This is a genomic window from Pseudomonas syringae pv. coryli str. NCPPB 4273 (assembly GCF_000972175.1).
GTDB lineage: Bacteria > Pseudomonadota > Gammaproteobacteria > Pseudomonadales > Pseudomonadaceae > Aquipseudomonas > Aquipseudomonas syringae.
In genome coordinates this window covers 118,675-141,948 of record NZ_AWQP01000025.1, presented here as the reverse complement: position 1 = coordinate 141,948, position 23,274 = coordinate 118,675, and the positions used below count along the sequence as shown (strand labels likewise).

Annotated in this window: 25 protein-coding genes and 1 tRNA gene; 18 read left to right on the top strand and 8 right to left on the bottom strand. The window is 59.9% G+C overall.

The genetic code is table 11. The features are described 5' to 3' along the window. Positions 1 to 56: 56 nt before the first annotated feature. Together hemH and P406_RS13225 are read right to left on the bottom strand one after the other, a co-directional pair. Positions 57 to 1,079, bottom strand: coding sequence for a ferrochelatase (gene hemH, locus P406_RS13230; protein WP_003408660.1), 1,023 nt, complete (start codon positions 1,077 to 1,079; stop codon positions 57 to 59). Positions 1,080 to 1,106: 27 nt separating this feature from the next. Further along, positions 1,107 to 2,009: a TIGR01777 family oxidoreductase gene (locus tag P406_RS13225; RefSeq protein WP_003408659.1), complete on the bottom strand. Its 903-nt coding sequence runs from the start codon at positions 2,007 to 2,009 to the stop codon at positions 1,107 to 1,109. Between the two features lie 289 nt (positions 2,010 to 2,298). Here P406_RS13225 and P406_RS13220 point away from each other — a divergent pair, with 289 nt between their 5' ends. The 12 genes from P406_RS13220 to P406_RS13165 all read left to right on the top strand — a co-directional run bounded on the left by P406_RS13220 (position 2,299) and on the right by P406_RS13165 (position 12,253). Continuing rightward, entirely contained in the window at positions 2,299 to 3,285 is a 987-nt protein-coding gene (locus tag P406_RS13220) for an NAD(P)/FAD-dependent oxidoreductase (RefSeq protein ID WP_046236424.1), read from the top strand. Further along, on the top strand, positions 3,282 to 3,497 hold the full coding sequence (locus tag P406_RS13215) for a TIGR02450 family Trp-rich protein (RefSeq protein ID WP_003318221.1): 216 nt from the start codon (positions 3,282 to 3,284) through the stop codon (positions 3,495 to 3,497). Before P406_RS13220 ends, P406_RS13215 begins: the two co-directional genes overlap by 4 nt. 117 nt (positions 3,498 to 3,614) lie before the next feature. Further along, a complete protein-coding gene (locus P406_RS13210; RefSeq protein ID WP_046236423.1) occupies positions 3,615 to 4,577 on the top strand; it encodes a YbgA family protein in 963 nt (320 codons plus the stop codon). Positions 4,578 to 4,580: 3 nt separating this feature from the next. Next, on the top strand, positions 4,581 to 5,483 hold the full coding sequence (locus tag P406_RS13205) for a MerR family transcriptional regulator (protein WP_003408656.1): 903 nt from the start codon (positions 4,581 to 4,583) through the stop codon (positions 5,481 to 5,483). 9 nt (positions 5,484 to 5,492) lie between these two features. Next, positions 5,493 to 6,941, top strand: coding sequence for a deoxyribodipyrimidine photo-lyase (gene phrB / locus P406_RS13200; protein WP_046236422.1), 1,449 nt, complete (start codon positions 5,493 to 5,495; stop codon positions 6,939 to 6,941). Then, a complete protein-coding gene (locus P406_RS13195; RefSeq protein WP_046236421.1) occupies positions 6,934 to 7,356 on the top strand; it encodes a nuclear transport factor 2 family protein in 423 nt (140 codons plus the stop codon). The genes phrB and P406_RS13195 overlap by 8 nt, the downstream gene beginning before the upstream one ends. Then, entirely contained in the window at positions 7,353 to 8,141 is a 789-nt protein-coding gene (locus tag P406_RS13190; RefSeq protein WP_016567262.1) for an SDR family NAD(P)-dependent oxidoreductase, read from the top strand. The genes P406_RS13195 and P406_RS13190 overlap by 4 nt, the downstream gene beginning before the upstream one ends. After that, positions 8,138 to 9,385, top strand: a complete 1,248-nt coding sequence (locus tag P406_RS13185) for an NAD(P)/FAD-dependent oxidoreductase (protein WP_046236420.1) — start codon at positions 8,138 to 8,140, stop codon at positions 9,383 to 9,385. The genes P406_RS13190 and P406_RS13185 overlap by 4 nt, the downstream gene beginning before the upstream one ends. Then, positions 9,382 to 10,182 (top strand): DUF1365 domain-containing protein, encoded by an 801-nt coding sequence (locus P406_RS13180; RefSeq protein ID WP_003415048.1) that lies wholly within the window; start codon positions 9,382 to 9,384, stop codon positions 10,180 to 10,182. Before P406_RS13185 ends, P406_RS13180 begins: the two co-directional genes overlap by 4 nt. Next, on the top strand, positions 10,169 to 11,437 hold the full coding sequence (locus P406_RS13175; protein ID WP_046236419.1) for an SAM-dependent methyltransferase: 1,269 nt from the start codon (positions 10,169 to 10,171) through the stop codon (positions 11,435 to 11,437). The genes P406_RS13180 and P406_RS13175 overlap by 14 nt, the downstream gene beginning before the upstream one ends. Continuing rightward, on the top strand, positions 11,430 to 11,939 hold the full coding sequence (locus P406_RS13170) for a DUF2878 domain-containing protein (RefSeq protein WP_003318232.1): 510 nt from the start codon (positions 11,430 to 11,432) through the stop codon (positions 11,937 to 11,939). Before P406_RS13175 ends, P406_RS13170 begins: the two co-directional genes overlap by 8 nt. Beyond that, positions 11,894 to 12,253, top strand: coding sequence for a YkgJ family cysteine cluster protein (locus tag P406_RS13165; protein ID WP_044311962.1), 360 nt, complete (start codon positions 11,894 to 11,896; stop codon positions 12,251 to 12,253). The genes P406_RS13170 and P406_RS13165 overlap by 46 nt, the downstream gene beginning before the upstream one ends. A 301-nt stretch (positions 12,254 to 12,554) precedes the next feature. Here P406_RS13165 and P406_RS13160 read toward each other — a convergent pair whose 3' ends face one another. The 6 genes from P406_RS13160 to hemA form a co-directional block, all read right to left on the bottom strand. Then, entirely contained in the window at positions 12,555 to 13,073 is a 519-nt protein-coding gene (locus P406_RS13160) for an acyloxyacyl hydrolase (protein WP_002552154.1), read from the bottom strand. A gap of 118 nt (positions 13,074 to 13,191) precedes the next feature. Continuing rightward, on the bottom strand, positions 13,192 to 14,007 hold the full coding sequence (murI, locus tag P406_RS13155) for a glutamate racemase (RefSeq protein ID WP_046236418.1): 816 nt from the start codon (positions 14,005 to 14,007) through the stop codon (positions 13,192 to 13,194). Then, the gene (locus tag P406_RS13150; RefSeq protein ID WP_162234440.1) at positions 14,000 to 14,770 is read right to left on the bottom strand and encodes a molybdopterin-synthase adenylyltransferase MoeB; all 771 of its coding nucleotides are present in this window, start codon (positions 14,768 to 14,770) and stop codon (positions 14,000 to 14,002) included. Before P406_RS13150 ends, murI begins: the two co-directional genes overlap by 8 nt. After that, entirely contained in the window at positions 14,764 to 15,597 is an 834-nt protein-coding gene (gene prmC, locus P406_RS13145) for a peptide chain release factor N(5)-glutamine methyltransferase (protein ID WP_046236416.1), read from the bottom strand. Before prmC ends, P406_RS13150 begins: the two co-directional genes overlap by 7 nt. Beyond that, entirely contained in the window at positions 15,598 to 16,680 is a 1,083-nt protein-coding gene (gene prfA / locus P406_RS13140; protein ID WP_003408642.1) for a peptide chain release factor 1, read from the bottom strand. It abuts the gene before it with no gap. Beyond that, positions 16,677 to 17,954 carry a glutamyl-tRNA reductase gene (gene hemA / locus P406_RS13135; RefSeq protein WP_003317121.1) on the bottom strand — a complete coding sequence of 426 codons (1,278 nt, stop codon included), beginning with the start codon at positions 17,952 to 17,954 and terminating at the stop codon, positions 16,677 to 16,679. The genes prfA and hemA overlap by 4 nt, the downstream gene beginning before the upstream one ends. 226 nt (positions 17,955 to 18,180) lie before the next feature. Between hemA and P406_RS13130 the strand changes: the two genes are divergently transcribed. The 6 genes from P406_RS13130 to P406_RS13105 all read left to right on the top strand — a co-directional run bounded on the left by P406_RS13130 (position 18,181) and on the right by P406_RS13105 (position 23,219). After that, positions 18,181 to 19,908, top strand: a complete 1,728-nt coding sequence (locus tag P406_RS13130; RefSeq protein ID WP_074907579.1) for a tetratricopeptide repeat protein — start codon at positions 18,181 to 18,183, stop codon at positions 19,906 to 19,908. 4 nt (positions 19,909 to 19,912) lie between these two features. After that, positions 19,913 to 20,530 (top strand): lipoprotein insertase outer membrane protein LolB, encoded by a 618-nt coding sequence (gene lolB, locus P406_RS13125; protein ID WP_003408639.1) that lies wholly within the window; start codon positions 19,913 to 19,915, stop codon positions 20,528 to 20,530. A 2-nt stretch (positions 20,531 to 20,532) separates the two neighbouring features. Then, positions 20,533 to 21,381, top strand: a complete 849-nt coding sequence (gene ispE, locus P406_RS13120; RefSeq protein ID WP_046236415.1) for a 4-(cytidine 5'-diphospho)-2-C-methyl-D-erythritol kinase — start codon at positions 20,533 to 20,535, stop codon at positions 21,379 to 21,381. Between the two features lie 37 nt (positions 21,382 to 21,418). Beyond that, positions 21,419 to 21,493: transfer RNA gene (locus tag P406_RS13115), tRNA-Gln, on the top strand. Between the two features lie 45 nt (positions 21,494 to 21,538). Then, positions 21,539 to 22,480 carry a ribose-phosphate pyrophosphokinase gene (locus tag P406_RS13110; RefSeq protein WP_003317125.1) on the top strand — a complete coding sequence of 314 codons (942 nt, stop codon included), beginning with the start codon at positions 21,539 to 21,541 and terminating at the stop codon, positions 22,478 to 22,480. A 124-nt stretch (positions 22,481 to 22,604) separates the two neighbouring features. Next, a complete protein-coding gene (locus P406_RS13105) occupies positions 22,605 to 23,219 on the top strand; it encodes a 50S ribosomal protein L25/general stress protein Ctc (RefSeq protein WP_003317126.1) in 615 nt (204 codons plus the stop codon). The last annotated feature ends 55 nt before the right edge of the window (positions 23,220 to 23,274 follow it).

The following is a 23,274-nucleotide window of genomic DNA, read 5'->3' as shown; positions in this document are numbered from 1 at the left end:
CCTGTGTCCGACATGACATTCCGGACGCTCTGCGTCCGCCTTTGATGTTCGGCGCATCACAACATCAACGGCGCACGCTCGCACAGTCGGTTCAGCTCTTTCGCCCAGTTGGGATCATCGTTCAGGCAAGGGATCAGGATCAGCTCCTCTCCCCCGGCTTCCTTGAACTGCTCGGCACCGCGGTCACCGATTTCTTCCAGCGTCTCGATGCAATCAGCCACGAACGCCGGGCACATGACCAGTAGCTTCCTGACACCTTTCGCCGCCAGTTCATCCAGATGCGCTTCGGTGTAGGGTTCGATCCACTTGGCGCGTCCCAGACGTGACTGGAACGACACCGACCATTTGCCGTCAGGAATGCCCATACGCTTGGCGAACGCCGCCGCCGACTGTATGCACTGCGCGCGATAGCAGGTCGCGAGCACTTCGGCGGGTGCGGTCATGCAGCAGTCGTCCTTCAGGCAATGCTTGCCGGTCGGGTCGAGCTTGTGCAGGTGCCGCTCAGGCAGACCGTGAAAGCTCAGCAGCAAATGGTCATAAGATTGCTCCAGATGCGGCCGCACGCTTTCCACCAGCGCACTCAGGTATTCGGGCTGATCGTAGAACGGCTGCAGAACCGAGAACTGCATCTTCAACGATTTGGCGCGCACCACGCGTTTGGCTTCTTCGATGACCGTGGTCACCGTGCTATCAGCGAACTGCGGGTACAGCGGCGCCAGGGTGACCTTCTTGAAGCCCTGCTCTGCCAGCCGCGTCAGCACCGTTTCAATGGACGGCTCGCCATAACGCATGGCCAGCTCGACAGGTCCGTGCGACCACTCCTTTTTCATCGCTTGCTGCAGGCGCTTGCTCAGCACCACCAGGGGCGAACCTTCATCCCACCAGATGGACGCATAGGCGTGCGCGGACTGCTCGGGCCGCTTGATCAGAATCAGCGAGACCAACAGCCTGCGCACCGGCCATGGCAGGTCGATCACATAAGGGTCCATCAGGAACTGGTTCAGATAGCTGCGCACGTCTGCCACTTGAGTAGAAGCAGGCGAACCCAGATTGACCAGCAACAAAGCGTGATCGGTCATGCAACATCCTATTCATTTCAACAGCGTTCAGTGGCGACCCAGCAAATCCTGCAGGGCAATGTCGAGTTCGGTGTACTTGAATGTAAAACCAGCTTCCTGCAAACGCTCCGGCCGCGCACGCTGACCACCGAGCAGCAATACCGACAGCTCACCCAGCAATACCTTCAGGGCCAGCGCAGGCATGGGCATGAAGGCCGGTCGGTGCAGAATGCCGGCCAGGGACTTGGCAAACTGACGATTACGCACCGGTGAAGGCGCACAAACATTATAAGGACCCTTTGCTTCATTCAGATTCAACAGAAAATCAATTGCGGCGATTTGATCATGGATGTGAACCCACGGCATCCACTGCCTGCCATTGCCGATCGGCCCGCCCATGCCGAATTTGAAAGGGGGCAACAGACGCTGCAGAAAACCGGCACGATCGGACAGCACCAGCCCTGTGCGTATCAACACCACGCGCACACCCAGCGCCTCGGCGCGTTGCGCGGTTTCTTCCCAGGCGTTGCACAGCTGGCTGGCAAAGTCTTCCTTGGCAGGCAGCGAGGTTTCGTCGATTTCGCGCTCGCCACTGTCGCCGTACCAGCCGACTGCAGAACCGGAAATCATCAGCGCAGGCTTTTGCTCGCGAGTGCCTAGCCATTTCAGCAGTTGCTCGGTCAGGCCGACGCGACTTTCCCACAGCAACAGACGGCGCTTGCGGGTCCAGGGACGATCCGCAATGGGCGCGCCTGCCAGATTGATGATTGCATCCACCGGCTGCGTACCCAGCTCATCAAGGCTGGCAATGCCACGTACCGAGGGGCCGCACAGCTCGGCGACGTCGGCGGGTTTTCGGCTCCATACCGTCAATTCATGGCCTTGAGCAGACCAGGATCGGCAGAGCGCTCGTCCTATCAAACCAGTACCACCGGTCAGCAATATGTGCATGGCAGATAACCTCGCGTGGCGTAGGTGACAATTGGGTAGTCTTATTTTTACCAGTGACGCTGTCCGTGACGTCGGTCCGGAAAACGAAACTGTCAGCTGAACCATAGGCCACAGCAGAATGAAACGCAGCCTCCGAGGCCTTTGCCCGAGCCGCTGAACCGTTCGACCTTGCCAGTGGCAATGTGACTCAATCGCTAAATGCCAAAACCACTGCAAGTTATACCAAACAAGAAGATTGTACAGGTTTTAACTACGGCGTAGTCTGTACAGACAAGGTAACGAGGCCCCTATGACTGTCCCTATCGCAATCATCGGTACCGGTATCGCCGGACTCTCCGCAGCCCAGGCGCTGACATCCGCCGGGCATCAAGTGCACCTTTTCGACAAGAGCCGCGGCAGCGGCGGTCGTATGTCCAGCAAGCGCAGCGACGCAGGTTCGCTGGACATGGGCGCACAGTATTTCACCGCCCGTGACCGGCGCTTTGCCACCGCAGTCAAGCAGTGGCAAACCCAGGGCCACGTCGCCGAGTGGACGCCCTCGCTCTACAACTTTCATGACGGCAGGCTCAGCCCCTCACCGGACGAGCAGGTGCGCTGGGTCGGCACCCCTGGCATGAGCGCCATTACCCGGGCAATGCGCGGCGATCTGCCGGTGTCGTTCTCGTGCCGCATCACTGAAGTGTTTCGCGGCGAACAACACTGGAACCTGCTGGATGCCGACGGCGAAAGCCACGGCCCTTTCAGCCATGTGATCATCGCCACTCCTGCGCCTCAGGCCACTGCCCTGCTGGCTGCTGCGCCGAAACTGGCCAGCGTCGTGGCTGGCGTGAAGATGGACCCGACCTGGGCCGTGGCGCTGGCCTTCGAAACCCCGTTGCAGACGCCCATGCAGGGTTGTTTTGTGCAGGACAGCCCGCTGGACTGGCTGGCCCGTAACCGAAGCAAACCCGGGCGCGACGCCACGCTCGATACCTGGGTACTGCACGCCACCAGCCAGTGGAGCCAGCAGAATATCGACGCCTCCAGAGAACAGATCACCGAACAGTTGCACGGCGCGTTCGCGGAGTTGATCGACTGCACCATGCCGGCGCCGGTATTCAGCCTCGCGCATCGCTGGCTGTATGCACGACCTGCCGGCTCTCACGAATGGGGCGCCCTGTCGGACGCCGATCTGGGCATTTACGTGTGCGGCGACTGGTGCCTGTCCGGGCGTGTGGAAGGTGCCTGGCTAAGTGGCCAGGAAGCCGCGCGCCGACTGCTGGAGCATGTGCAATGAATCAGATCAACCCGCGCAAGCTGCTGCTGTCGAAATGGACAGCCGCCACCCCGCTCAACCGGGAAAAGCACTTCTTGGTCACCGAACTGTTCAAGGACGAAGAAGGCACTGTGCTGGAAGTCGAGCTGCAGGCCGTGCTGACCCAGCGCAGCGAGCGACTGCCGTGGCAAGTGCTGCAACAGGCGGATACGTGGCGGATGGGCTGGAAGTAGCTGGAATCAGCCCTTACCGCCCTCTACAAAGAATTTGACTTGTACAGTTACACCCCTATGATGAAGACAAGTTGTACAGCACGAACTATCTGTACAAGTCTTCTGTAGAGGTGACTGATGGCGGCGTCCGTAATCGAAAAACCCAAACTCGGCATCAGTGCCTGCCTGATGGGTGCAGAGGTTCGCTTCAATGGCGGACACAAGGAATCTCATCTGTGTACACAGGCGCTGAGCAAGTATTTCGATTTCGTCCAGGCGTGTCCTGAAGTCGCTATCGGCATGGGCATCCCCCGCGAGCCGATCAGGCTGGTAGGCGACGCAGAAAACCCAAAGGCGCTCGGCACGGTCAATCGTGACCTGGACGTCACCGAGGCACTGGCAGATTACGGCATACAGATGGCCGCTGAGCTGGGTGATATCTGCGGCTACATCTTCATGCAGAAATCCCCGTCCTGCGGCCTGGAGCGCGTCAAGGTCTACCGCGAAAACGGCGCCCCGGTCGATGGCGGTGGTCGCGGCATCTATGCGCAGGCCTTTTGCGAACGTCACCCCGATCTGCCCGTCGAGGAAGACGGGCGGCTCAACGATGCCGTGCTGCGCGAAAATTTCGTCACCCGCGTGTTTGCCTACGCGGCCTGGCAACAGCTGCTGAAAGGAGGCGTCACCCGGCGCGCTCTGACCGAATTCCACTCGCGTTACAAATACCAGCTGATGGCCAATGACCCAGTGCAATACAAGGCACTGGGCAAGCTGCTCGGCAGCATGGGCCGCACCGACCCGAATGAAATCGCGCCGATGTACTTCAGCCAACTGATGGCGGCCTTGAAAAAGTGCGCCACGCGCAGCACTCACACCAACGTCCTGCAACACCTGTGTGGTTATTTGAAACAAACCATTACCAGTGAGGACAAGCAGGAAATCCAGCAGGTCATCGCCCAGTATCACCAGGGCATCGTGCCGTTGATCGTGCCGCTGACGCTGCTCAAGCATCATTTTCGTCAACATCCGGACCCGTATGTGGCGCTGCAGGTGTACATGCAGCCCCACCCGGAAAACCTCAGCCTGCGCAATGCGATTTGACTCATGAATGAAACAGATACAGAGGTGCCGGGCGACTGGCTGCCGATCCGCGAGGTCGCACGGCAGACAGGCGTCAACGCCGTCACCCTGCGTGCCTGGGAGCGTCGTTACGGACTGATCGTCCCGCACCGCACCGCCAAAGGTCATCGGCTGTATTCGGACGAGCATGTGCAGCGCGTCATGAAGATTCTGACCTGGCTCAACCGTGGCGTGTCCGTCAGTCAGGTCAAGGGCCTGATCGATGACAATCGCCAGGACGCCCTGCCGCCGACCAACGACTGGGACGCATTGCGTCAGACCCTGCTGGTCGCGATCGGCGAGCTGGCCGAACGCCGGGTCGATGATGTGTTCAATCAGGCGATGTCGCTGTACCCGCCGCGCACGCTGTGTGAACAGTTGCTGCTGCCGCTGCTGGCCGAACTGGAACGGCGCTGGCAAGGCAAGTTCGGCGCACAACTGGAGCGCACGTTTTTCTACTCCTGGCTGCGCAGCAAGTTCGGCGCGCGCATCTACCACAACAACCGTCAGCTCAATGGCAGCCCGTTGCTGCTGGTCAATCAGTCCGATCTGCCGCTGGAGCCGCATCTGTGGCTCGCGGCCTGGCTGGTGAGCAGCGCCGACTGTCCGGTCGAAGTGTTTGACTGGCCGTTGCCGGTCGGCGAGCTGGCGCTGGCAGCCGAATACCTCAAGCCACGCGGCATCTTGCTGTACTCCAGCAAGTCGCTGAACGTGACCCATTTGCCCCGATTGCTGGCCAATATCACCTGCCCTGTCGTGCTGGGCGGACCAACGGTGCAGATCCATAATGCCGAGTTGCTCGTACAGGCCAAGGAGATATCTGGACTGACCCTTGCTCACGACGTACTCAGCGCTCAGATCGAGCTGGGCAAGCTCGGACTTATCTAAGGACTTCTCATGCAACTGATCTGGCTGCGCAGTGACCTGCGCGCTCAAGACAACACTGCCCTGACCGCCGCCATGGAGCGCGGTCCGACGCTGGCGGTCTACCTGCTCAGTCCTGCGCAGTGGCGCAGCCATGACGATGCCGACTGCAAGGTCGACTTCTGGCTGCGCAATCTGGTCGAGCTCGAGAAGGTGCTGGGCGCGTTGAATGTTCCCTTGCTGATCCGCGAGGCGGACACCTGGGACCAGGCGCCTGAAGTGCTGGCAAAGCTGTGCACACAGTTCAAGGTCGAGGGCCTGCACGTCAATCAGGAATACGGCATCAACGAGACCCGCCGTGACCAGGCGGTGCACAAGACGATGGAAAAAGCCGGTGTGCACTTCAGCAGCTACCTCGATCAGCTGTTATTCAAGCCCGGCAGCATCCTGACCAAGACCGGCAATTATTTTCAGGTATTCACCCAGTTCAAGAAGGTCTGCTATACCCGACTGCACGAGGCCATGCCGCACCCGGTGCGCACCCCGAAAGCGCAGCCGGCACAGTCGATAAAAAGCGATGCGGTTCCCGATCAGGTCAAGGGCTTTGCCACGCCCTCGAAAGCGTTGCGTGACCTGTGGCCGGCCGGTGAGGCGGAAGCCAGACGACGTATGGACGCCTTCGCCGACGAGCAGATCAGCTACTACAAGACCGAACGCGACTTTCCGGCCAAGCCCGGCACCAGCCAGCTGTCGGCCTACCTGGCGGCCGGGGTGATTTCACCGCGCCAGTGCCTGCACGCGGCCCTGGCCAGCAATCAGGGCGAGTTCGAGACCGGCGACGTGGGCACCGTGACCTGGATCAACGAGCTATTATGGCGAGAGTTCTATAAACACACGCTGGTCGGCTACCCGCGCGTCTCGCGTCATCGCGCCTTTCGCCCGGAAACCGAGGCGTTGAAGTGGCGCGATGCCCCTGAAGAACTGCGCGCCTGGCAAGAGGCACGGACCGGGCTGCCGATCATTGACGCAGCGATGCGCCAGTTGCTGGAAACCGGATGGATGCACAATCGGCTAAGGATGGTCGTTGCGATGTTTCTCACCAAAAACCTGCTGATCGACTGGCGTGAGGGCGAGCGCTTTTTCATGCGCCACCTGATCGACGGTGACCTGGCGTCGAACAATGGCGGCTGGCAGTGGAGTTCATCCACCGGCACCGACTCGGCGCCCTACTTCCGTATTTTCAATCCGCTGTCGCAGTCGGAACGCTTCGACCCCGAAGGCGTGTTCATCAAGCGCTGGCTGCCGGAACTGGCGGATATGAATAAAAAGCAGATTCACGACCCGTCATTGATCGGTGACCTGTTTGGCGCTGCCGACTACCCGAAACCCATCGTCGACCTGAGCAAGAGCCGCGCCCGCGCCCTGGCAGCGTTCAAGGCGCTCCCGGCTCGACAGCCGGCCGCAGGAGTCGAACATGGCTGATTTCCTGCATCGCTTCGCCGAAGGTTTTGCCGCACTGAACAAGGACAACCTTGATCAGGTTGCCGAGCTGTACAGCGAAGACGTGTCGTTCAGCGATCCGATGCACGATATCCACGGCCTTGCCGCCATGCGCCGCTACTTCGGCGAGCTATACGCCAACGTCGAGGACCTGCGTTTCGACTTCCACGCCTTCGACGAAGTGCGCCCCGGCGAGGGCTATCTGGTCTGGACCATGAGTTATTCGCATCCGCGTCTGGCCGCCGGCCGGACAATTCAGGTAGAAGGCTGTTCGCACCTGAAGTGGCGCGAAAAGGTTTATCGACACCGGGACTACTTCGATGCCGGTGCATTGCTCTACGAACATCTGCCCATCATGGGTCGAGTCATCCATTGGTTGAAGAAGAGGTTGGGATGAGCACTCCTGTTGCACGACGCATCTGGTTGACCGGGGCAAGCAGCGGCATTGGCCTGGCCTTGGCCAAAGAACTGCTCAACGCCGGTCACCGGCTCGCGCTGACCGCCCGCACGCTTGAGCCATTGCAGAACCTTGCGAACGTTTATCCCACGCAGGTGCTGCTGGTGACCGGTGACATCACCGACCCCGAGCAAGTCAAGGCGATTGCCGACGACATCGCCCAGCAATGGGGAGCCCTGGACACCGCCATCTTCAACGCCGGCACCTGCGAATACATCGATGCCCGGCAGTTTGAAGCGGCCATGGTCGAACGCGTGGTGCGTACCAACCTGCTGGCCAGCAGTTACTGCATCGAGCACGCGTTGCCGCTGCTGCGCAAAGGTCATCAGCCGCATCTGGTCGGCGTGGCCAGTGCGGTGACCTACCTGGCCCTGCCCCGCGCCGAAGCCTACGGCGCATCGAAGGCCGGCCTGCGTTATCTGCTCGAAGCGCTGCGCCTGGACCTGGCCAGCGAAAACATCGACGTGACGGTGGTCAGCCCCGGATTCGTCGACACGCCGCTGACGCAGAAAAACGATTTCCCCATGCCGATGCGCTGGCCTGTCGAAAAGGCAGCCAAGCACATCGCCAGCAAACTCGGGCGCAACAAACGCCCACTGGATATCGCCTTTCCGGCGCTGTTCATCTTCAGCATGAGCTTACTGGCCCTGCTTCCGGCACGCGCCCGACTCGCCCTCGGTAAACGCATGGCGCGCAGCGAATCGTCGAATAAGGACGCGCAATGAAGATCGCAGTCATTGGCAGCGGGATTTCTGGCCTGACCAGTGCCTACCTGCTCAACCGCGCGCATGAGGTGACCGTGTTCGAGTCTTCGGACTGGATCGGCGGGCACACTCACACGGTGGACGTGCAGGTCGAGGGCCGCGCCTACGCCATTGACACCGGTTTCATTGTCTTCAACGACTGGACCTACCCCAATTTCATTCGCCTGCTAGGCCAGCTGGGTGTCGGCTTCCAGCCTGCGGAAATGAGCTTTTCGGTGCATGATCCGCGCACTGGCGTGGAATATAACGGCAACAACCTCAACAGCCTGTTCGCCCAGCGCAGCAATCTGCTGTCGCCGCGGTTCTGGGGCATGCTGCGCGATATCCTGCGTTTCAATCGCCAATCGGTCGATGATCTGGAAAACCAGCGCATCGCGGCGGACACCACGCTGGGTGAATACTTGAAGACCGGCGGTTATGGCCAGCGCTTCATCGATCATTACATCGTGCCCATGGGCGCGGCGATCTGGTCGATGTCGCTGGCCGACATGCTCGGCTTCCCGTTGCAGTTCTTTGTGCGCTTTTTCAAGAATCACGGTCTGCTGTCGGTCACCCACCGCCCGCAATGGTGCGTGATTCAGGGCGGCTCCCGCAGTTATGTGGAACCGCTGACAGCCTCGTTCCGCGAGCGCATTCGTCTGTCGTGCCCGGTCACACGTGTCGAACGTGACAGCGAAGGTGTGACGCTGCACAGCGCCATGGGCAGCGAACGCTTCGACAAGGTGGTGTTTGCCTGCCACAGCGATCAGGCCCTGGCATTGCTGGCGCAGCCATCGAGTGCCGAGCAGTCGATTCTCGGCGCGCTGCGCTATGCCGAAAACGATGTGGTGCTGCACACCGACACGCGACTGCTGCCCAAGCGCAAACTGGCCTGGGCGAGCTGGAACTATCGCCTGGGCGGCGGCGAACAGCAGTCGGCCGCCGTCACCTATGACATGAACATTCTGCAAGGGATCGAGAGCGACACGACGTTCTGCGTCAGCCTCAACCAGACTGCGGCCATCGACCCGGCCAAAATCCTCGGCCGCTACCGCTACGCCCATCCGCAATACAGCCTCGGTGCGATCGCTGCACAGGCGCGCTGGGAGGAAATCAATGGTGTGGATAACACCTGGTACTGCGGCGCCTACTGGGCCAATGGCTTTCACGAAGACGGCGTGGTCAGCGCCCTGCGTGTCGCCCAGGCCTTTGGTGAAACGCTGTGAACAGCGCCCTCTACAGTGGCTGGATCAGCCACCGGCGGTTTGCACCGCGCGCCCATGAGTTCACCTATCGGATAGGCCTGCTCTATCTGGATCTGGATGAACAGGACAGCGTGCTGGGGCTCTCCCCACTGGCAGGCCGGGGGCGTTTTGCGCCGTTCTCGTTTCGTGAGCGCGATTATCTGCCAGAGCTGACCGGGCAAGGGCTGACGCTCATCGAGGCGGTCCGCGAGCGGGTCGGCAAAGCGTTGGGCCGCATCCCGTCGGGTCGCGTCTGCCTGCTGACCCAGGCACGCAGTTGGGGCCTGTCGTTCAACCCGGTGAGTTTTTTCTACTGCCATGAGGCCGACGGCACACTGGCCGGCATTCTGTGTGAAGTCACCAATACCCCGTGGGGCGAGCGCTACAGCTACGTGCTGCCCGCCACGGGTGAAGGCCATCAGCATTTTGCCGTGGCCAAGGCCTTTCATGTTTCACCGTTCCTGCCACGTGATCTCGAATACCGCATGAGCTTCAGCCAGCCCGCCGAACGGATCGGTGTGCACATGGCTGACTGGCAAGGCGAGTTGAAGATGTTTGACGCCACGCTCAATCTGACCCGCCAGAATCTGAACCGCAAGACGCTGCATCGCTATCTGATCGCTTATCCATGGATGACCGCGAAAACCTGTCTGGCCATTTATTGGCAGGCCATGCGCCTGTTGGTCAAACGCATACCCATCTTTTCCCATCAGGCCGCTGACGGCGAGTACCGTGCTGCCGCCGCGCAATCCAAGGACTCACTCCATGAAAAGCAGTAGCAGTAGTTTTTCTGCCAATCTGGGCACCAATGGTTTGACTGCCAACCTCCTGCGCCGAGGTGTGCTGCGGCAACTCGCAGGACTGCGCAACGGCCAGTTGGTGATTGTCGAACGGGGTGAGCGCCATGTGTTCGGCAAGAACGGCGCGCTGATTCAGGCTGAAATCCATATTCTGGACTCGGCAGCCTGGGGCATGGTCGCCAGCAACGGTTCCATCGGTGCGGGCGAGGCCTTCATTCATGGCTACTGGACGACTCCAGACCTGACGGCGGTGGTCCGGGTGTTTGTCAGCAATCTGGATGTGCTGGATGCGATGGAGGGCGGAATGGCGCGCCTGACCCGCCCGCTGATTCATGCGCTGCACTGGCTCAACCGCAACACGCGCGAAGGCTCGCAGAAAAACATCGCGGCCCACTACGACCTGGGCAACACGTTGTTCGAGCAGTTTCTCGACCCGACGATGATGTACTCATCTGCGCAGTTCCTCAGCGAAGACGACACGCTGGAACAGGCGCAGTTGAACAAACTCGAGCGCATCTGCCAGAAACTTGCCTTGAAACCCACCGATCACCTGCTGGAAATCGGCACCGGCTGGGGCAGCATGGCTATTTACGCGGCGCAGCACTACGGCTGCCAGGTGACCACCACGACCCTGTCCAAAGAACAGTTCGCCTACACCGAGCGACGGTTGATCGAACTGGGCCTGCAGGATCGCGTGACGCTGCTGCTGACCGACTACCGTGACCTGACCGGTGAGTACGACAAGCTGGTGTCCATCGAGATGATCGAAGCGGTCGGCCATCGCTTCCTGCCCACCTACTTCAAGCAATGCGCGAACCTGCTGAAAAGCAACGGCATGATGCTGCTGCAGGCGATCACCATCCGCGAGCAGCGTTACGCACAGGCCAAAAGCAATGTGGACTTCATCCAGCGTTACATTTTCCCCGGTGGCGCCCTGCCCTCGGTGGCGAAGATGCTCGACATCGTCGGCAGCGATACCGACATGAACCTGCTGCACATGGAAGATTTCGGCTTGCACTACGCGCGCACCCTACGCCTGTGGCACGACAACTTCAAAGACGCTCACGGCAAACTCGCCGAACTGGGTTACGACGAGCATTTCCTGCGCCTGTGGGAGTTTTACCTGTGTTACTGCGAAGGCGGCTTCCTGGAGCGGACCATTGGCACCGCACAACTGCTGCTCGCCAAGCCCGAAGCGCTGCGCGAACCCTTGCTTGGCCGCTTCAATGCTTAAATCCATCGCCAATGCGCTGTTGTTTCAGATCGGCTGGTTCGCCTGTGTACTGGGCGGCAACAGTTTCTGGCTGCTGATCGCTGTCGGCGTTCTGGCGGTGCATTTTCTGTGGATCAGCTCATGGGCAGCCGAAGGCCGGCTGATTCTGACCGTGACCTTGATCGGTATCGTGCTGGACAGTGCCTTGATGACACTCGGCGTTTTTGATTTCGGCACGGGCGGCTATCTCTTGCCGCTGTGGCTGGCGCTGTTGTGGGCGGTGCTGGGCACCACGCTCAATCATTGCCTGGCCTGGACAGCGAAGCCGCTATGGCGCGCAGTCGTGCTGGGCGCTATTGGCGGCCCGATGTCGTACTATGCCGGCTCGCAACTGGCACAGGTCCATCTTCCCCTCGGAGTGTGGCCAGGCATGCTGGTGCTGGGGCTGGTCTGGGCGGGTGTATTTCCCCTGCTGCAATGGCTGGCAGCCCGCGCCGCCAGACACTCGGGAGAACCGCTCTGAACGCTACACTCATTCCGCTCGCAGAGATCCACGGCGAAGAACCGGCAGTCACGTGTTCGACCTGCGCAGCCTGTTGCTGCCAACTGGAAGTGATGCTGATCACCGACACGGGCGTGCCTGAGCGTTACATCGATACCGATGAGTGGGGTGGCGAGGTCATGCTGCGTCTGGATGACGGCTGGTGCGCTGCACTGGATCGCAACACGATGATGTGCACGATCTACGAGAAACGTCCGTTGATCTGTCGTGAATTCGAAGCGGGTGCGGAAGACTGCCTGAACGAACGCAAAGGGATTGAGACGGCTTATCTTTGATTCATCACTATCGTCCCCACGCGCTGTGCTAAGCGTTAACACAAATCTGTTCTTGATTCTGGCCGAAGGCCGTAGGAGCGGACCGGGCGACGCTTCGCTTGTTCGCGAAGGCGTCAGTTCAGACGAAGTATTTTCGGTGAATATACCGGCCCTTTCGCGAACAAGTTCGCTCCTACGCCCTGCGGGCAGAAGCCTGAAAGCGCCGTCACCCGGGCTCTTCTGCGGGGGGGGGATGGTCCGGAGCGGAGCGTCACGAAATGCATGCCAACGCGGGGCGCTGGCATGAGAGGCAGCTGTTTTATCAGAACGGCATCTTGTAGTGCAGTGCGTAGCTTTCTATACCGTCGTTCGGCTCTTTGATGCCGGCGTTGGAGTAGTGGGTCGCACGGATACCGACTTCATGCCCGCCCGCGAAGCGCAGACCAAAACCGATACGGTCTTCGAAGTTGAAGGCAGAGCCGAACTTGCGGTCTTCAACCTGGGTGTTGGAGAACACCGAGACGCCGATACCGGCTTCTACGTATGGCTTGACGTTGCCGTTGCCGAATTCGTAGACCAGAACCGGGGAGAACGACAGGCTGTGGTTATCCTTGTAGTCCTTGCCATCCCAGTAGGTGTAAGCGCCATCCCAGTAGCCGGTCAAACGACCGATGTCGCTTTGCAGCCAGGTTTTATCCCAATCAAACTGCACGCCCAGACGATAAGTCATGGTCGACTCGCCGGTCTGACCGACCGAAAACTCAACACCATCAGCCTGCGCGATTGAAGCTTGCCCTGCCAAAGCGGCCGCAATCACGGCCAGGCAAAAGAGTCTCTTCATGAGAAACGTCCTAAATATATTAAATTGTACGAAAAGTGTTGGAATTCATCAGCCGCTTTTATAGAAGCCGCGGAGGCGACGTAAGTTCACCCCAAAAGCGCCTTTTTTCACGTTTTTTTTACAAACGGAAGCTTCTCACATCGCCGACGTTTTGCGACAAAAAAGGTAGGATTTTTCTGAAATTGTCCGGTATGTCACTAGACCAATACACAGTGTCTCGGGCGACACCACTGGCAAGCAGGCCGGACCGCGCCAAAAGACGCTGCAGCTGCCGCGCCACTGCGGCTCCGGTATCGATCAGAGTGACCGACTCCGGGAGCATTTCGCGCAGCAATGGCTTGAGGAACGGATAGTGCGTGCAGCCCAGAATGATCGTGTCACAGCGTGCTGCCAGTAATGGCTCGACATAGTGCTGCAGCAACTGACGGATTTGCGGACTGACCAGGTCGCCGGTTTCGATCAGCTCGACCAGCCCGGGGCACGGCTGGGTCACGACCCGTACATCGTTGGCAAAACGGTCCAGCAAGGCCGCAAAGCGGGCGCTCTGTAGCGTTCCGGTGGTCGCCAGCACACCGACAACGCCGCTGCGGGTCGCTTCGGCAGCCGGTTTGACCGCTGGCTCCATGCCGACAATCGGCCAGTCCGGGTAGCGCTGACGTATATGCGACACACCTGCTGCCGTGGCCGTGTTGCAGGCGACGACCAGCGCCTTGGCACCCTGCTCGCGGAAAAACCCGGCAATCGTCAGGCACCGCTCGATGATGAATTCGGGAGTCTTTTCGCCGTAGGGAATGTGCCCGCAGTCCGCCAGATACAACAGCGACTCGCTGGGCAACAGCTGACGGATTTCATTGAGCACCGACAGACCACCGACCCCGGAATCGAAGATTCCGACCGGCGCATCGCTGCCATGGCTCATATGCACGTCACGCATGCTCGCCCTGCACGCTGGCCGCACCGCAGACGCTGCACGCCGGGTCACGCTTGACCTTCAGTTCACGGAAACGCGTGCTCAAGGCGTCGATCAATAACAGGCGACCGACCATGGGCTCGCCAAAGCGGGCCAGCAGCTTTAACGCCTCCAGCGCCTGCAGGCTGCCAACCAGACCGACCAGCGGCCCGATGACACCCGCCTCGCTGCAGGTCAGCTCGGCTTCGCTACCATGCCCGTACAGACAATGGTAACAAGGGCTGTCCGCACGACGCGGATCGAACACCGACAACTGCCCTTCGAGCCGGATCGCCGCTCCGCTGACCAATGGCTTGCCGGCAGCGACACAGGCGGCATTGACCGCTTCGCGAGTGGCGAAATTATCCGAGCAATCCAGCACCAGATCGACAGCCTGTACCGCCGCGTCCAGTGAATCGGTATCCAGCGCTGCGCGATGAGCGACAAGGGTGATCTCGGGATTGATCGCGGTGAGCCGGGCGATGGCTGAATCCACCTTGGCCTGCCCGATACTCTGAGTGTCGTGGATAATCTGGCGTTGCAGGTTGGTCAGGTCGACGTGATCGAAATCCGCCAGATGCAGTTCGCCGACCCCTGAGGCGGCCAGATACAGAGCCACCGGCGAGCCAAGCCCGCCGACGCCCACGATCAGCGCACGACTTTGCTTGAGTCGCAGCTGGCCGTCGATATCAACGTGTTGCAGCAGAATCTGGCGACTGTAGCGCAGCAGCTCCTGGTCACTCAGCACGGCTTGCATCCGAACGTGATGCGCTCATGCTCGCCCAGATCACGACGCGTCTGGATACGCTCGAAGCCCTGGCGAATCAGCAGCTCACGCACCGCAGCCCCCTGATCGTAGCCGTGTTCCAGCAGCAGCCAGCCATCCGCATTGAGGTGTGCAGGCGCCTGTTCGATGATCGTGCGCAAGTCATCCAGCCCGTCGGAACCGGCCACCAGCGCACTGCTCGGCTCAAAACGCACGTCACCGGCCGACAGATGCGGATCGGCGTCGGAGATGTACGGCGGGTTGCTGATGATCAGGTCGAACTGTCGACCTTGCAGGCCACCGAACCAGTGACTTTCGAAGACTTCGGCGTTGTTCAGTTGCAAACGCTGCCGATTGCGTTCGGCCAAGGCGACGGCCTCTGGCACACGGTCAACCGCGGTGACCTTCCATTGCTGGCGGTCGTTGGCCAGCGCCAGCCCAATCGCGCCGGTGCCGGTGCCAAGGTCCAGCACCTGAGCAGGCGCGAAGGCAGGCACCAGTTCCAGTGCCGCCTCGACCAGCATTTCGGTCTCGGGGCGCGGGATCAACGTGTGCGGGGCGACTTCCAGATCCAGCTTCCAGAAGCCCTGCTGGCCGAGGATGTAAGCGACCGGCTCGCCCTTGCGGCGGCGTTCCATGTAGCCGGCGAATGCCACTGCGGCTTCGGTGCTGACGATGCGCTCGGGCCAGGTGTGCAGGAAACTGCGCGGTTTGCCCAGCGCTGCCGCCAGCAGCAACTCGGCATCGAGCCGTGCGGTCGGTGAATCGGGAAGCTCGGCGCTTCTGAGTACACTTGCGATGATGGTCATTTACTCACCCAGTGCCGCAAGTTGATCAGCCTGATATTCAGCGAGTAGCGGCTCTATCACTGCATCGACTCCGCCCGCCAGAACTTCATCCAGCGAATACAAAGTCAGGTTCACGCGGTGATCCGTCACTCGCCCCTGAGGGAAGTTATACGTACGTATGCGCTCGGACCGATCGCCCGAGCCGACCAGCAACTTGCGTTCGCTGGCGATGGCATTGGCCGCCGCGCTGGTCTGCTGATCATTCAGTTTGGCAGATAGCCAGGACATTGCCCGGGCTCTGTTCTTGTGCTGCGAACGCTCTTCCTGGCACTCGACGACAATACCTGACGGCAAGTGGGTGATGCGGATCGCCGAGTCAGTCTTGTTGACGTGCTGACCACCGGCGCCCGAAGAGCGATAGGTGTCGACCCGCAGGTCGGCTGGGTTGATCTCGATCGCCTGCTGCTCGTCAGGCTCCGGCAACACCGCCACCGTACACGCAGAGGTATGGATGCGGCCTTGGGATTCGGTCTCCGGAACACGCTGCACACGGTGCGCGCCGGACTCGAATTTCAGCTTGCCGTAGACGCTGTCACCCTCGACGCGCGCAATGACTTCCTTGTAGCCGCCATGCTCGCCTTCGTTTTCGGAAAGAATCTCGACCCGCCAGCCACGCCGCTCGGCGTAACGCGAATACATGCGGAACAGGTCGCCGGAGAAAATCGCCGCTTCGTCACCGCCGGTGCCCGCGCGGATTTCCAGAAACACGTTACGACCGTCATTCGGGTCCTTGGGCAACAGCATGCGCTGCAATTGCGCTTCCAGCTCGACCAGTTGCTGCCTGGTTTCGCGAACTTCTTCGACAGCCATTTCGCGCATGTCCGGATCACTGTCCTTGAGCAGCGCCTGTGCGCCCTCCAGGTCACCCTGCACCCTGAGCAACTGCGCATAGAGCGTAACGACCGGCTCCACTTCAGCGTATTCACGGGAATAGGCGCGAAAGCGTGTCTGATCGCTGATGACTTCCGCGTCGCCGAGCAGCGCGGTCAGTTCCTCGAAACGGTCGCTGAGCACATCCAGCTTATTGAGCAGTGAAGCTTTCATTGCGGGGTTTTATCCGTCGAGCCCTCACCGAGGGCAAATAGTTCCTGGGCCATGGCCAGCGCATCGACGCGGCCTTCGGCAGACAGCTTCTTGAGCTGCACGCTGGGTGCATGCAGCAATTTGTTGGTCAGGCCACGCGCCAGCTGGATCAGTACGTCCTCGGCATTGCTGCCGTTGGCCAGCATACGTTGCGCCTTGCTCAGCTCTTCGTCACGCAGCCGTTCGCTTTGCTGACGATAGGCACGCAGCACGTCGACTGCAGCCAGTTCACGCAGGCGCGACATGAAGTCCTCGGCACCCACGCTGACCAGTTGCTCGGCGGCCAGCGCCGCGCCCTGACGGCTCTTGAGATTCTCTGCCACCACTTCATGCAGGTCATCGACGCTGTACAGGTAAACATCGTCCAGCTCGCCGACTTCAGGCTCGATATCCCGCGGTACGGCGATATCGACCATGAAAATAGGTTTGTGCTTGCGCAGCTTCAGCGCACTTTCCACGGCGCCCTTGCCCAGAATCGGCAATTGGCTGGCCGTCGAGCTGATCACGATATCGCTGTTGACCAGTTCCGCCGGGATGTCCGACAGCAGCACCGCGTGCGCACCGAACTCGGCGGCAAGCATGCTGGCACGTTCCAGCGTGCGGTTGGCGACCACGATACGCTTGACGCCCAGATCATGCAGATGCCGGGCGACCAGAGTAATGGTCTCGCCTGCACCGATCAACAAGGCCTGGCTGCGTTGCAGGTCACTGAAAATCTGTTTCGCCAGGCTGACTGCGGCAAAGGCCACAGAGACCGGGTTCTCGCCGATGGCGGTGTCGGTACGCACCTGTTTGGCGGCGCTGAACGTCGCCTGGAACAGTCGACCGAGCAATGGCCCGACCGTGCCGGCTTCGCGGGCAACCGCGTAGGCGGACTTCATCTGACCGAGAATCTGCGGCTCGCCGAGCACCAGCGAATCGAGCCCCGAGGCGACACGCATCATGTGCCGCACGGCAGCGTCATCTTCGTGCACGTAAGCACTGGCGCGCAGCTCTTCAAGGCTGAGGTGATGATAATTGGCGAGCCAGGCAAGAATACTGTCCGCGCCGAGGTGCTCGTGTTCGATGTACAACTCGCTGCGGTTGCAGGTAGAAAGGATCGCAGCCTCGCGGCTTTCCGTCAGTTGGCAGAGCTGCTGCAATGCCTCGACCAGCTGTTCCGGGGTAAATGCCACACGCTCGCGAACGTCGACCGAGGCGGTCTTATGGTTGATACCGAGTGCAAGGAAGGCCATTCAGGGTCGCAGGTGGTGACGTGAAGCCGGTAATTGTCCTACTTCGATAAGCTCAGAACAACCACCACATATTATTGTCCCACTACAATCGCTCGTCGCAGACCGTGCTTTTGGGTCCGCGACACTGCAAACACACGCATTGCATCAGTTTTTCCGACGGCTGTGGGTTTTGCCAACAGCCTTGTGTCATGATGCTCCCACCGCAGGTAAGCCGCCCTTCTTATATATGAATAGATCCTCCGCGTTGTTCCTTGCTCTTGCCTTTCTAGGTGGCTGTCAGTCCATGACCCCCGCCTCGTCACAGCCTGTGCCCGCTCAAAAGGACGCCCCACCCGCGCCTGAAGCCAAGCCGCAGGTCTATGGCTCGTTCACTCAGGACACTCTGGTCAGCCTGTTGAGTGCGGAGCTGGCTGGCCAGCGCAACCGCTTCGACATCGCCCTGGACAACTACGTGACCCAGGCGATCAAGACTCAGGATCCGGGGGTCTCGGAGCGCGCTTATCAGATTGCCGAGTACATGGGTGCCGATCAGTCGGCGCTGGATACCGCACTGATCTGGGCGAGGAACGCACCGGGCAATCTTGAAGCGCAACGAGCGGCCGCCATTCAACTGGCGCGCGCCGGGCGTTACGACGACTCCCTTGTGTACATGGAGAGGGTCCTGCAAGGCCAGGGCGACACGCACTTCGATTTTCTGGCCCTGTCGGCGGCCGAAACAGATCCGGACACCCGCAATGGTCTGCTCAAGAGTTTTGACCGGCTGCTGGGCAAATACCCGAACAATGGCCAGCTGATTTTCGGCAAGGCGCTGTTGCTGCAGCAGAATGGCGATTCCGAACAGTCGCTGAAACTGCTCGAAGACAACCCGCCTAAAGAAGGCGAAATCGCGCCGATCCTGCTCCACGCCCGTCTGCTGCAAAGCATGAATCGAGGCAAGGAAGCGGTGCCCCTGCTGGAAAAAAGCATCAAGAAATACCCCGACGACAAGCGTCTGCGCCTGACCTATGCGCGCATGCTCGTCGAGCAGAACCGTATGGAAGACGCCAAGGTGCAGTTTTCTGCGCTCTTGCAGCAGTATCCGGATGATGACGAGCTGCGCTTTTCGCTGGCCCTGGTGTGCCTTGAAGCCAAGGCCTGGGACGAAGCGGCAGGCTATCTGGAAGAGCTGATCGCCCGCGGCGCGCATGTCGATTCGGCGCATTTGAATCTGGGCCGCATTCACGAAGAGCGCGATGACCCGCAAAGCGCGCTCAACGAATACGCTCAGGTAGGCCCCGGCCCGGACTTCCTGGCAGCGCAATTGCGCCAGGCCGATATTCTGGTCAGCAACGGTAACGGTGCCGAAGCCGCCAAACGGCTGTCCGAAGCCCGCGCCGAAGAGCCCGATTATGCCGTCCAGCTGTACCTGATCGAAGCCGAAACACTGACCAGCAATGATCAGCTGGATCGTGGCTGGCAGGTATTGAATCAGGCGCTCAAGCAATACCCGGACGACGCCAACCTGCTGTATACCCGCGCCATGCTGGCTGAAAAACGCAATGATCTGGCGCAGATGGAAAAAGACCTGCGGACCATCATCAAGCGCGAACCGGAAAACGCCATGGCGCTGAATGCGCTGGGCTACACCCTTTCCGATCGCACCACGCGTTATACCGAAGCCCGCGAACTGATCGAAAAAGCCCACAAGATCAGCCCTGACGATCCGGCAGTGCTCGACAGCCTTGGCTGGGTGAACTACCGCCTGGGCAATCTGGACGATGCCGAGCGCTACCTGCGTCAGGCACTCGAGCGCTTCCCCGACCACGAAGTCGCCGCCCACCTGGGCGAAGTACTCTGGGCCAAGGGCGAGCAGCGCGAAGCCAAAAAAGTCTGGGCCAAGGCCCTGGAACAACAACCCGACAGTACCGTCCTGCGCAGCACACTGCGACGCTTGACCGGATCAGAGACCCTTTGACGTTATGTTTTTGCGCCACGTATTAGTATTCAGCCTCATCGCCCTGCTCACCGGCTGCGCCGGCCTCACCTCCCGCGAAGCCGTTCAGGGCAAGGGTGACCCCGCGCAATGGCGCGAGCACAAACAACAACTGAGCAGCCTCGATGGCTGGCAGATCAACGGTAAGGTCGGTATCCGCGCGCCGAAAGACTCCGGCAGCGGCACCCTGTTCTGGCTGCAGCGCCAGGATTACTACGATATCCGCCTGTCCGGCCCGCTCGGTCGTGGCGCAGCGCGGCTGACCGGCAGGCCCGGCGCCGTGGTGCTCGAAGTCGCCAATCAGGGCCGCTACGAAGCCACCTCGCCAGAATCACTGCTGCAGGATCAACTGGGCTGGAAACTGCCCGTGTCGCACCTCGTATGGTGGGTACGCGGTCTGCCGGCACCGGACAGCAAAAGCAACGTGACACTCGATGGCGACAGCCGGCTGGCCAGCCTTGAACAGGATGGCTGGCAGGTGGAATACCTCAGCTACGTCGAGCAGAACGGCTATTGGCTGCCAGAGCGCGTCAAGCTGCACGGGCAGGACCTTGATGTCACGCTGGTCATCAAGGACTGGCAGCCTCGCAAACTGGGGCAATGAGCATGAGCACGCCACAGCTGGTTTTGCCTGCCCCGGCAAAACTCAACCTCATGCTGCACATTCTGGGACGTCGCCCTGACGGCTATCACGAGCTGCAGACGCTGTTTCAGTTTCTCGATTACGGCGACGAACTGGGTTTTAGCGTTCGCGAAGATGGCGAGATTCGCCTGCAGACCGACGTTCCCGGCGTCCCGCATGACAGCAACCTGGTCGTCAAAGCCGCCCGCGCCCTGCAAAAACAGTCCGGCTGCACACTGGGCATGGACATCTGGCTGGAAAAACGCCTGCCCATGGGTGGCGGTATCGGCGGCGGCAGTTCGGATGCGGCAACCACCCTGCTCGCCCTGAATCATTTATGGCAGCTCGGCTGGGATGAGGATCGTCTGGCGCAACTGGGGCTGACGCTGGGCGCCGATGTACCGGTTTTCGTGCGTGGACATGCCGCTTTTGCTGAGGGCGTCGGCGAAATTCTCACCCCGGTTGACCCGGAAGAACCCTGGTATTTGGTGCTCGTCCCGCAAGTATCTGTAAGTACAGCAGAAATTTTTTCAGATCCGTTGTTGACACGCGACACGCCGCCCATTAAAGTGCGCCCCGTTCCCAAGGGAAACAGTCGAAATGACTGTAAGGCGGTTGTAGAGAGGCGTTACCCAGAAGTACGTAACGCTTTGAATTTGTTAGGTAAATTTACCGAAGCAAAATTAACCGGAACTGGAAGTTGTGTGTTTGGGGCCTTCCCAAACAAAGCTGAAGCTGATAAAGTCTCGGCCCTTCTTACAGAGACCCTTACGGGGTTCGTAGCGAAAGGAAGCAACATCTCGATGTTGCATCGTAAGCTGCAAATTCTGTAGCAGGAATTGAGTGCCAGGCACTCGATTGATTCAATACAGGGGCGTCGCCAAGCGGTAAGGCAGCAGGTTTTGATCCTGCCATGCGTTGGTTCGAATCCAGCCGCCCCTGCCATTTTCTATACTCATCCAGGTTACCCTCAGCCTCTAGGTACTGCGCGTGTCCAAGATGATGGTCTTTACGGGGAATGCCAACCCCGATCTCGCTCGGCGTGTAGTACGTCAGCTGCATATCCCACTGGGTGATGTTTCTGTTGGAAAATTCTCCGACGGCGAAATCAGCACTGAGATTAATGAAAACGTCCGCGGTAAAGACGTCTTTATCATTCAGCCGACCTGCGCACCCACGAACGACAACCTGATGGAACTCGTCGTGATGGCTGATGCCTTCCGTCGCTCCTCAGCGTCCCGAATCACTGCTGTGATTCCCTACTTTGGTTATGCCCGCCAGGATCGCCGTCCGCGCTCCGCACGTGTTGCCATCAGCGCAAAAGTTGTCGCTGACATGCTGACCGTAGTGGGAATCGACCGTGTGCTCACGGTTGATCTTCATGCTGACCAGATTCAGGGCTTCTTCGACATTCCGGTAGATAACATCTACGGCTCCCCCGTTCTGGTGGATGACATCGAAGATCAGCGCTTTGAAAACCTGATGATCGTTTCCCCGGATATCGGTGGTGTCGTGCGTGCACGTGCTGTCGCCAAATCCCTGGGTGTCGATCTCGGTATCATCGACAAACGCCGTGAGAAAGCCAATCACTCCGAAGTGATGCATATCATTGGTGATGTCGAAGGGCGTACCTGCATTCTGGTCGATGACATGGTCGATACCGCCGGCACGCTGTGCCACGCGGCCAAGGCCCTGAAAGAGCATGGTGCTGCCAAGGTCTTCGCCTACTGCACACACCCTGTGCTGTCGGGTCGGGCGATCGAAAACATTGAAAATTCCGTGCTGGACGAACTGGTGGTGACCAACACCATCCCGTTGTCCGCCGCCGCTCAAGCCTGTGGCCGTATCCGCCAACTGGATATTGCCCCGGTAGTCGCCGAAGCGGTTCGCCGCATCAGCAACGAAGAATCGATCAGCGCGATGTTCCGTTAACTGACATCACGCAGACGAAAAGCGCCCCGCCCTGACATCCGGTCAGGGCGGGGCTTTTTTGCCCATACCATCCGAGCGCTGGTCGCAAACGCAACGGTGGATGTGGTTAATTTGGAGATACAACATGAACGAATTTACCCTGAATGCAGAACAGCGTTCCGACCTGGGGAAAGGTGCGAGCCGCCGCCTGCGTCGTCTCGCTAGCCTGGTTCCAGCTGTCGTCTACGGTGGCGACAAAGCCCCCGAGTCCATCAGCATGCTGGCCAAAGAAGTTGCCAAACTGCTGGAAAACGATGCGGCCTACAGCCACATCATCGAGCTGAACGTTGGTGGCAAGAAGCAAAACGTCATCATCAAGGCGCTGCAACGTCACCCGGCCAAAGGCCACGTGATGCACGCTGACTTCGTGCGCGTTATTGCCGGTCAGAAACTGACCGCAATCGTGCCGATCCACTTCCTGAACGAAGAAGCTCCGGTCAAGAAAGGCGGCGAGATCTCGCACACTACCACTGAACTGGAAGTGACCTGCCTGCCGAAAGACCTGCCTGAGTTCATCGAAGTCGATCTGGGCGCGCTGGAAGTAGGTGACAACGTTCACCTGTCCGAACTGAAAGCCCCTAAAGGCGTTGAGTTCGTCGCTTTGGCACACGGTACTGACCTGGCAATCGCCAACGTCCACGCACCGCGTATCGTCAAAGACGAAGAAGAAGGCGAAGCTGAAGAAGGCGCTGCCGAGTAATTCATTACTTGGTAACGTCGGAGTTGCTCAGGGAACATCGCGAGCGATAGCAGGC

Excerpts from the sequence above, each read along its gene's own strand:
- ispE (WP_046236415.1), top strand. The coding sequence starts at position 20,533 with ATGAGCACGCCACAGCTGGTTTTGCCTGCCCCGGCAAAACTCAACCTC.
- hemH (WP_003408660.1), bottom strand. The coding sequence starts at position 1,079 with ATGACCGATCACGCTTTGTTGCTGGTCAATCTGGGTTCGCCTGCTTCT.
- hemA (WP_003317121.1), bottom strand. The coding sequence starts at position 17,954 with ATGGCCTTCCTTGCACTCGGTATCAACCATAAGACCGCCTCGGTCGAC.
- P406_RS13105 (WP_003317126.1), top strand. The coding sequence starts at position 22,605 with ATGAACGAATTTACCCTGAATGCAGAACAGCGTTCCGACCTGGGGAAA.
- P406_RS13225 (WP_003408659.1), bottom strand. The coding sequence starts at position 2,009 with ATGCACATATTGCTGACCGGTGGTACTGGTTTGATAGGACGAGCGCTC.
- P406_RS13185 (WP_046236420.1), top strand. The coding sequence starts at position 8,138 with ATGAAGATCGCAGTCATTGGCAGCGGGATTTCTGGCCTGACCAGTGCC.
- phrB (WP_046236422.1), top strand. The coding sequence starts at position 5,493 with ATGCAACTGATCTGGCTGCGCAGTGACCTGCGCGCTCAAGACAACACT.
- P406_RS13195 (WP_046236421.1), top strand. The coding sequence starts at position 6,934 with ATGGCTGATTTCCTGCATCGCTTCGCCGAAGGTTTTGCCGCACTGAAC.
- P406_RS13190 (WP_016567262.1), top strand. The coding sequence starts at position 7,353 with ATGAGCACTCCTGTTGCACGACGCATCTGGTTGACCGGGGCAAGCAGC.
- P406_RS13205 (WP_003408656.1), top strand. The coding sequence starts at position 4,581 with ATGAATGAAACAGATACAGAGGTGCCGGGCGACTGGCTGCCGATCCGC.
- P406_RS13210 (WP_046236423.1), top strand. The coding sequence starts at position 3,615 with ATGGCGGCGTCCGTAATCGAAAAACCCAAACTCGGCATCAGTGCCTGC.
- P406_RS13165 (WP_044311962.1), top strand. The coding sequence starts at position 11,894 with ATGGCTGGCAGCCCGCGCCGCCAGACACTCGGGAGAACCGCTCTGAAC.
- prmC (WP_046236416.1), bottom strand. The coding sequence starts at position 15,597 with ATGACCATCATCGCAAGTGTACTCAGAAGCGCCGAGCTTCCCGATTCA.
- lolB (WP_003408639.1), top strand. The coding sequence starts at position 19,913 with ATGTTTTTGCGCCACGTATTAGTATTCAGCCTCATCGCCCTGCTCACC.
- P406_RS13130 (WP_074907579.1), top strand. The coding sequence starts at position 18,181 with ATGAATAGATCCTCCGCGTTGTTCCTTGCTCTTGCCTTTCTAGGTGGC.
- P406_RS13175 (WP_046236419.1), top strand. The coding sequence starts at position 10,169 with ATGAAAAGCAGTAGCAGTAGTTTTTCTGCCAATCTGGGCACCAATGGT.
- murI (WP_046236418.1), bottom strand. The coding sequence starts at position 14,007 with ATGCGTGACGTGCATATGAGCCATGGCAGCGATGCGCCGGTCGGAATC.
- prfA (WP_003408642.1), bottom strand. The coding sequence starts at position 16,680 with ATGAAAGCTTCACTGCTCAATAAGCTGGATGTGCTCAGCGACCGTTTC.
- P406_RS13220 (WP_046236424.1), top strand. The coding sequence starts at position 2,299 with ATGACTGTCCCTATCGCAATCATCGGTACCGGTATCGCCGGACTCTCC.
- P406_RS13215 (WP_003318221.1), top strand. The coding sequence starts at position 3,282 with ATGAATCAGATCAACCCGCGCAAGCTGCTGCTGTCGAAATGGACAGCC.
- P406_RS13170 (WP_003318232.1), top strand. The coding sequence starts at position 11,430 with ATGCTTAAATCCATCGCCAATGCGCTGTTGTTTCAGATCGGCTGGTTC.
- P406_RS13160 (WP_002552154.1), bottom strand. The coding sequence starts at position 13,073 with ATGAAGAGACTCTTTTGCCTGGCCGTGATTGCGGCCGCTTTGGCAGGG.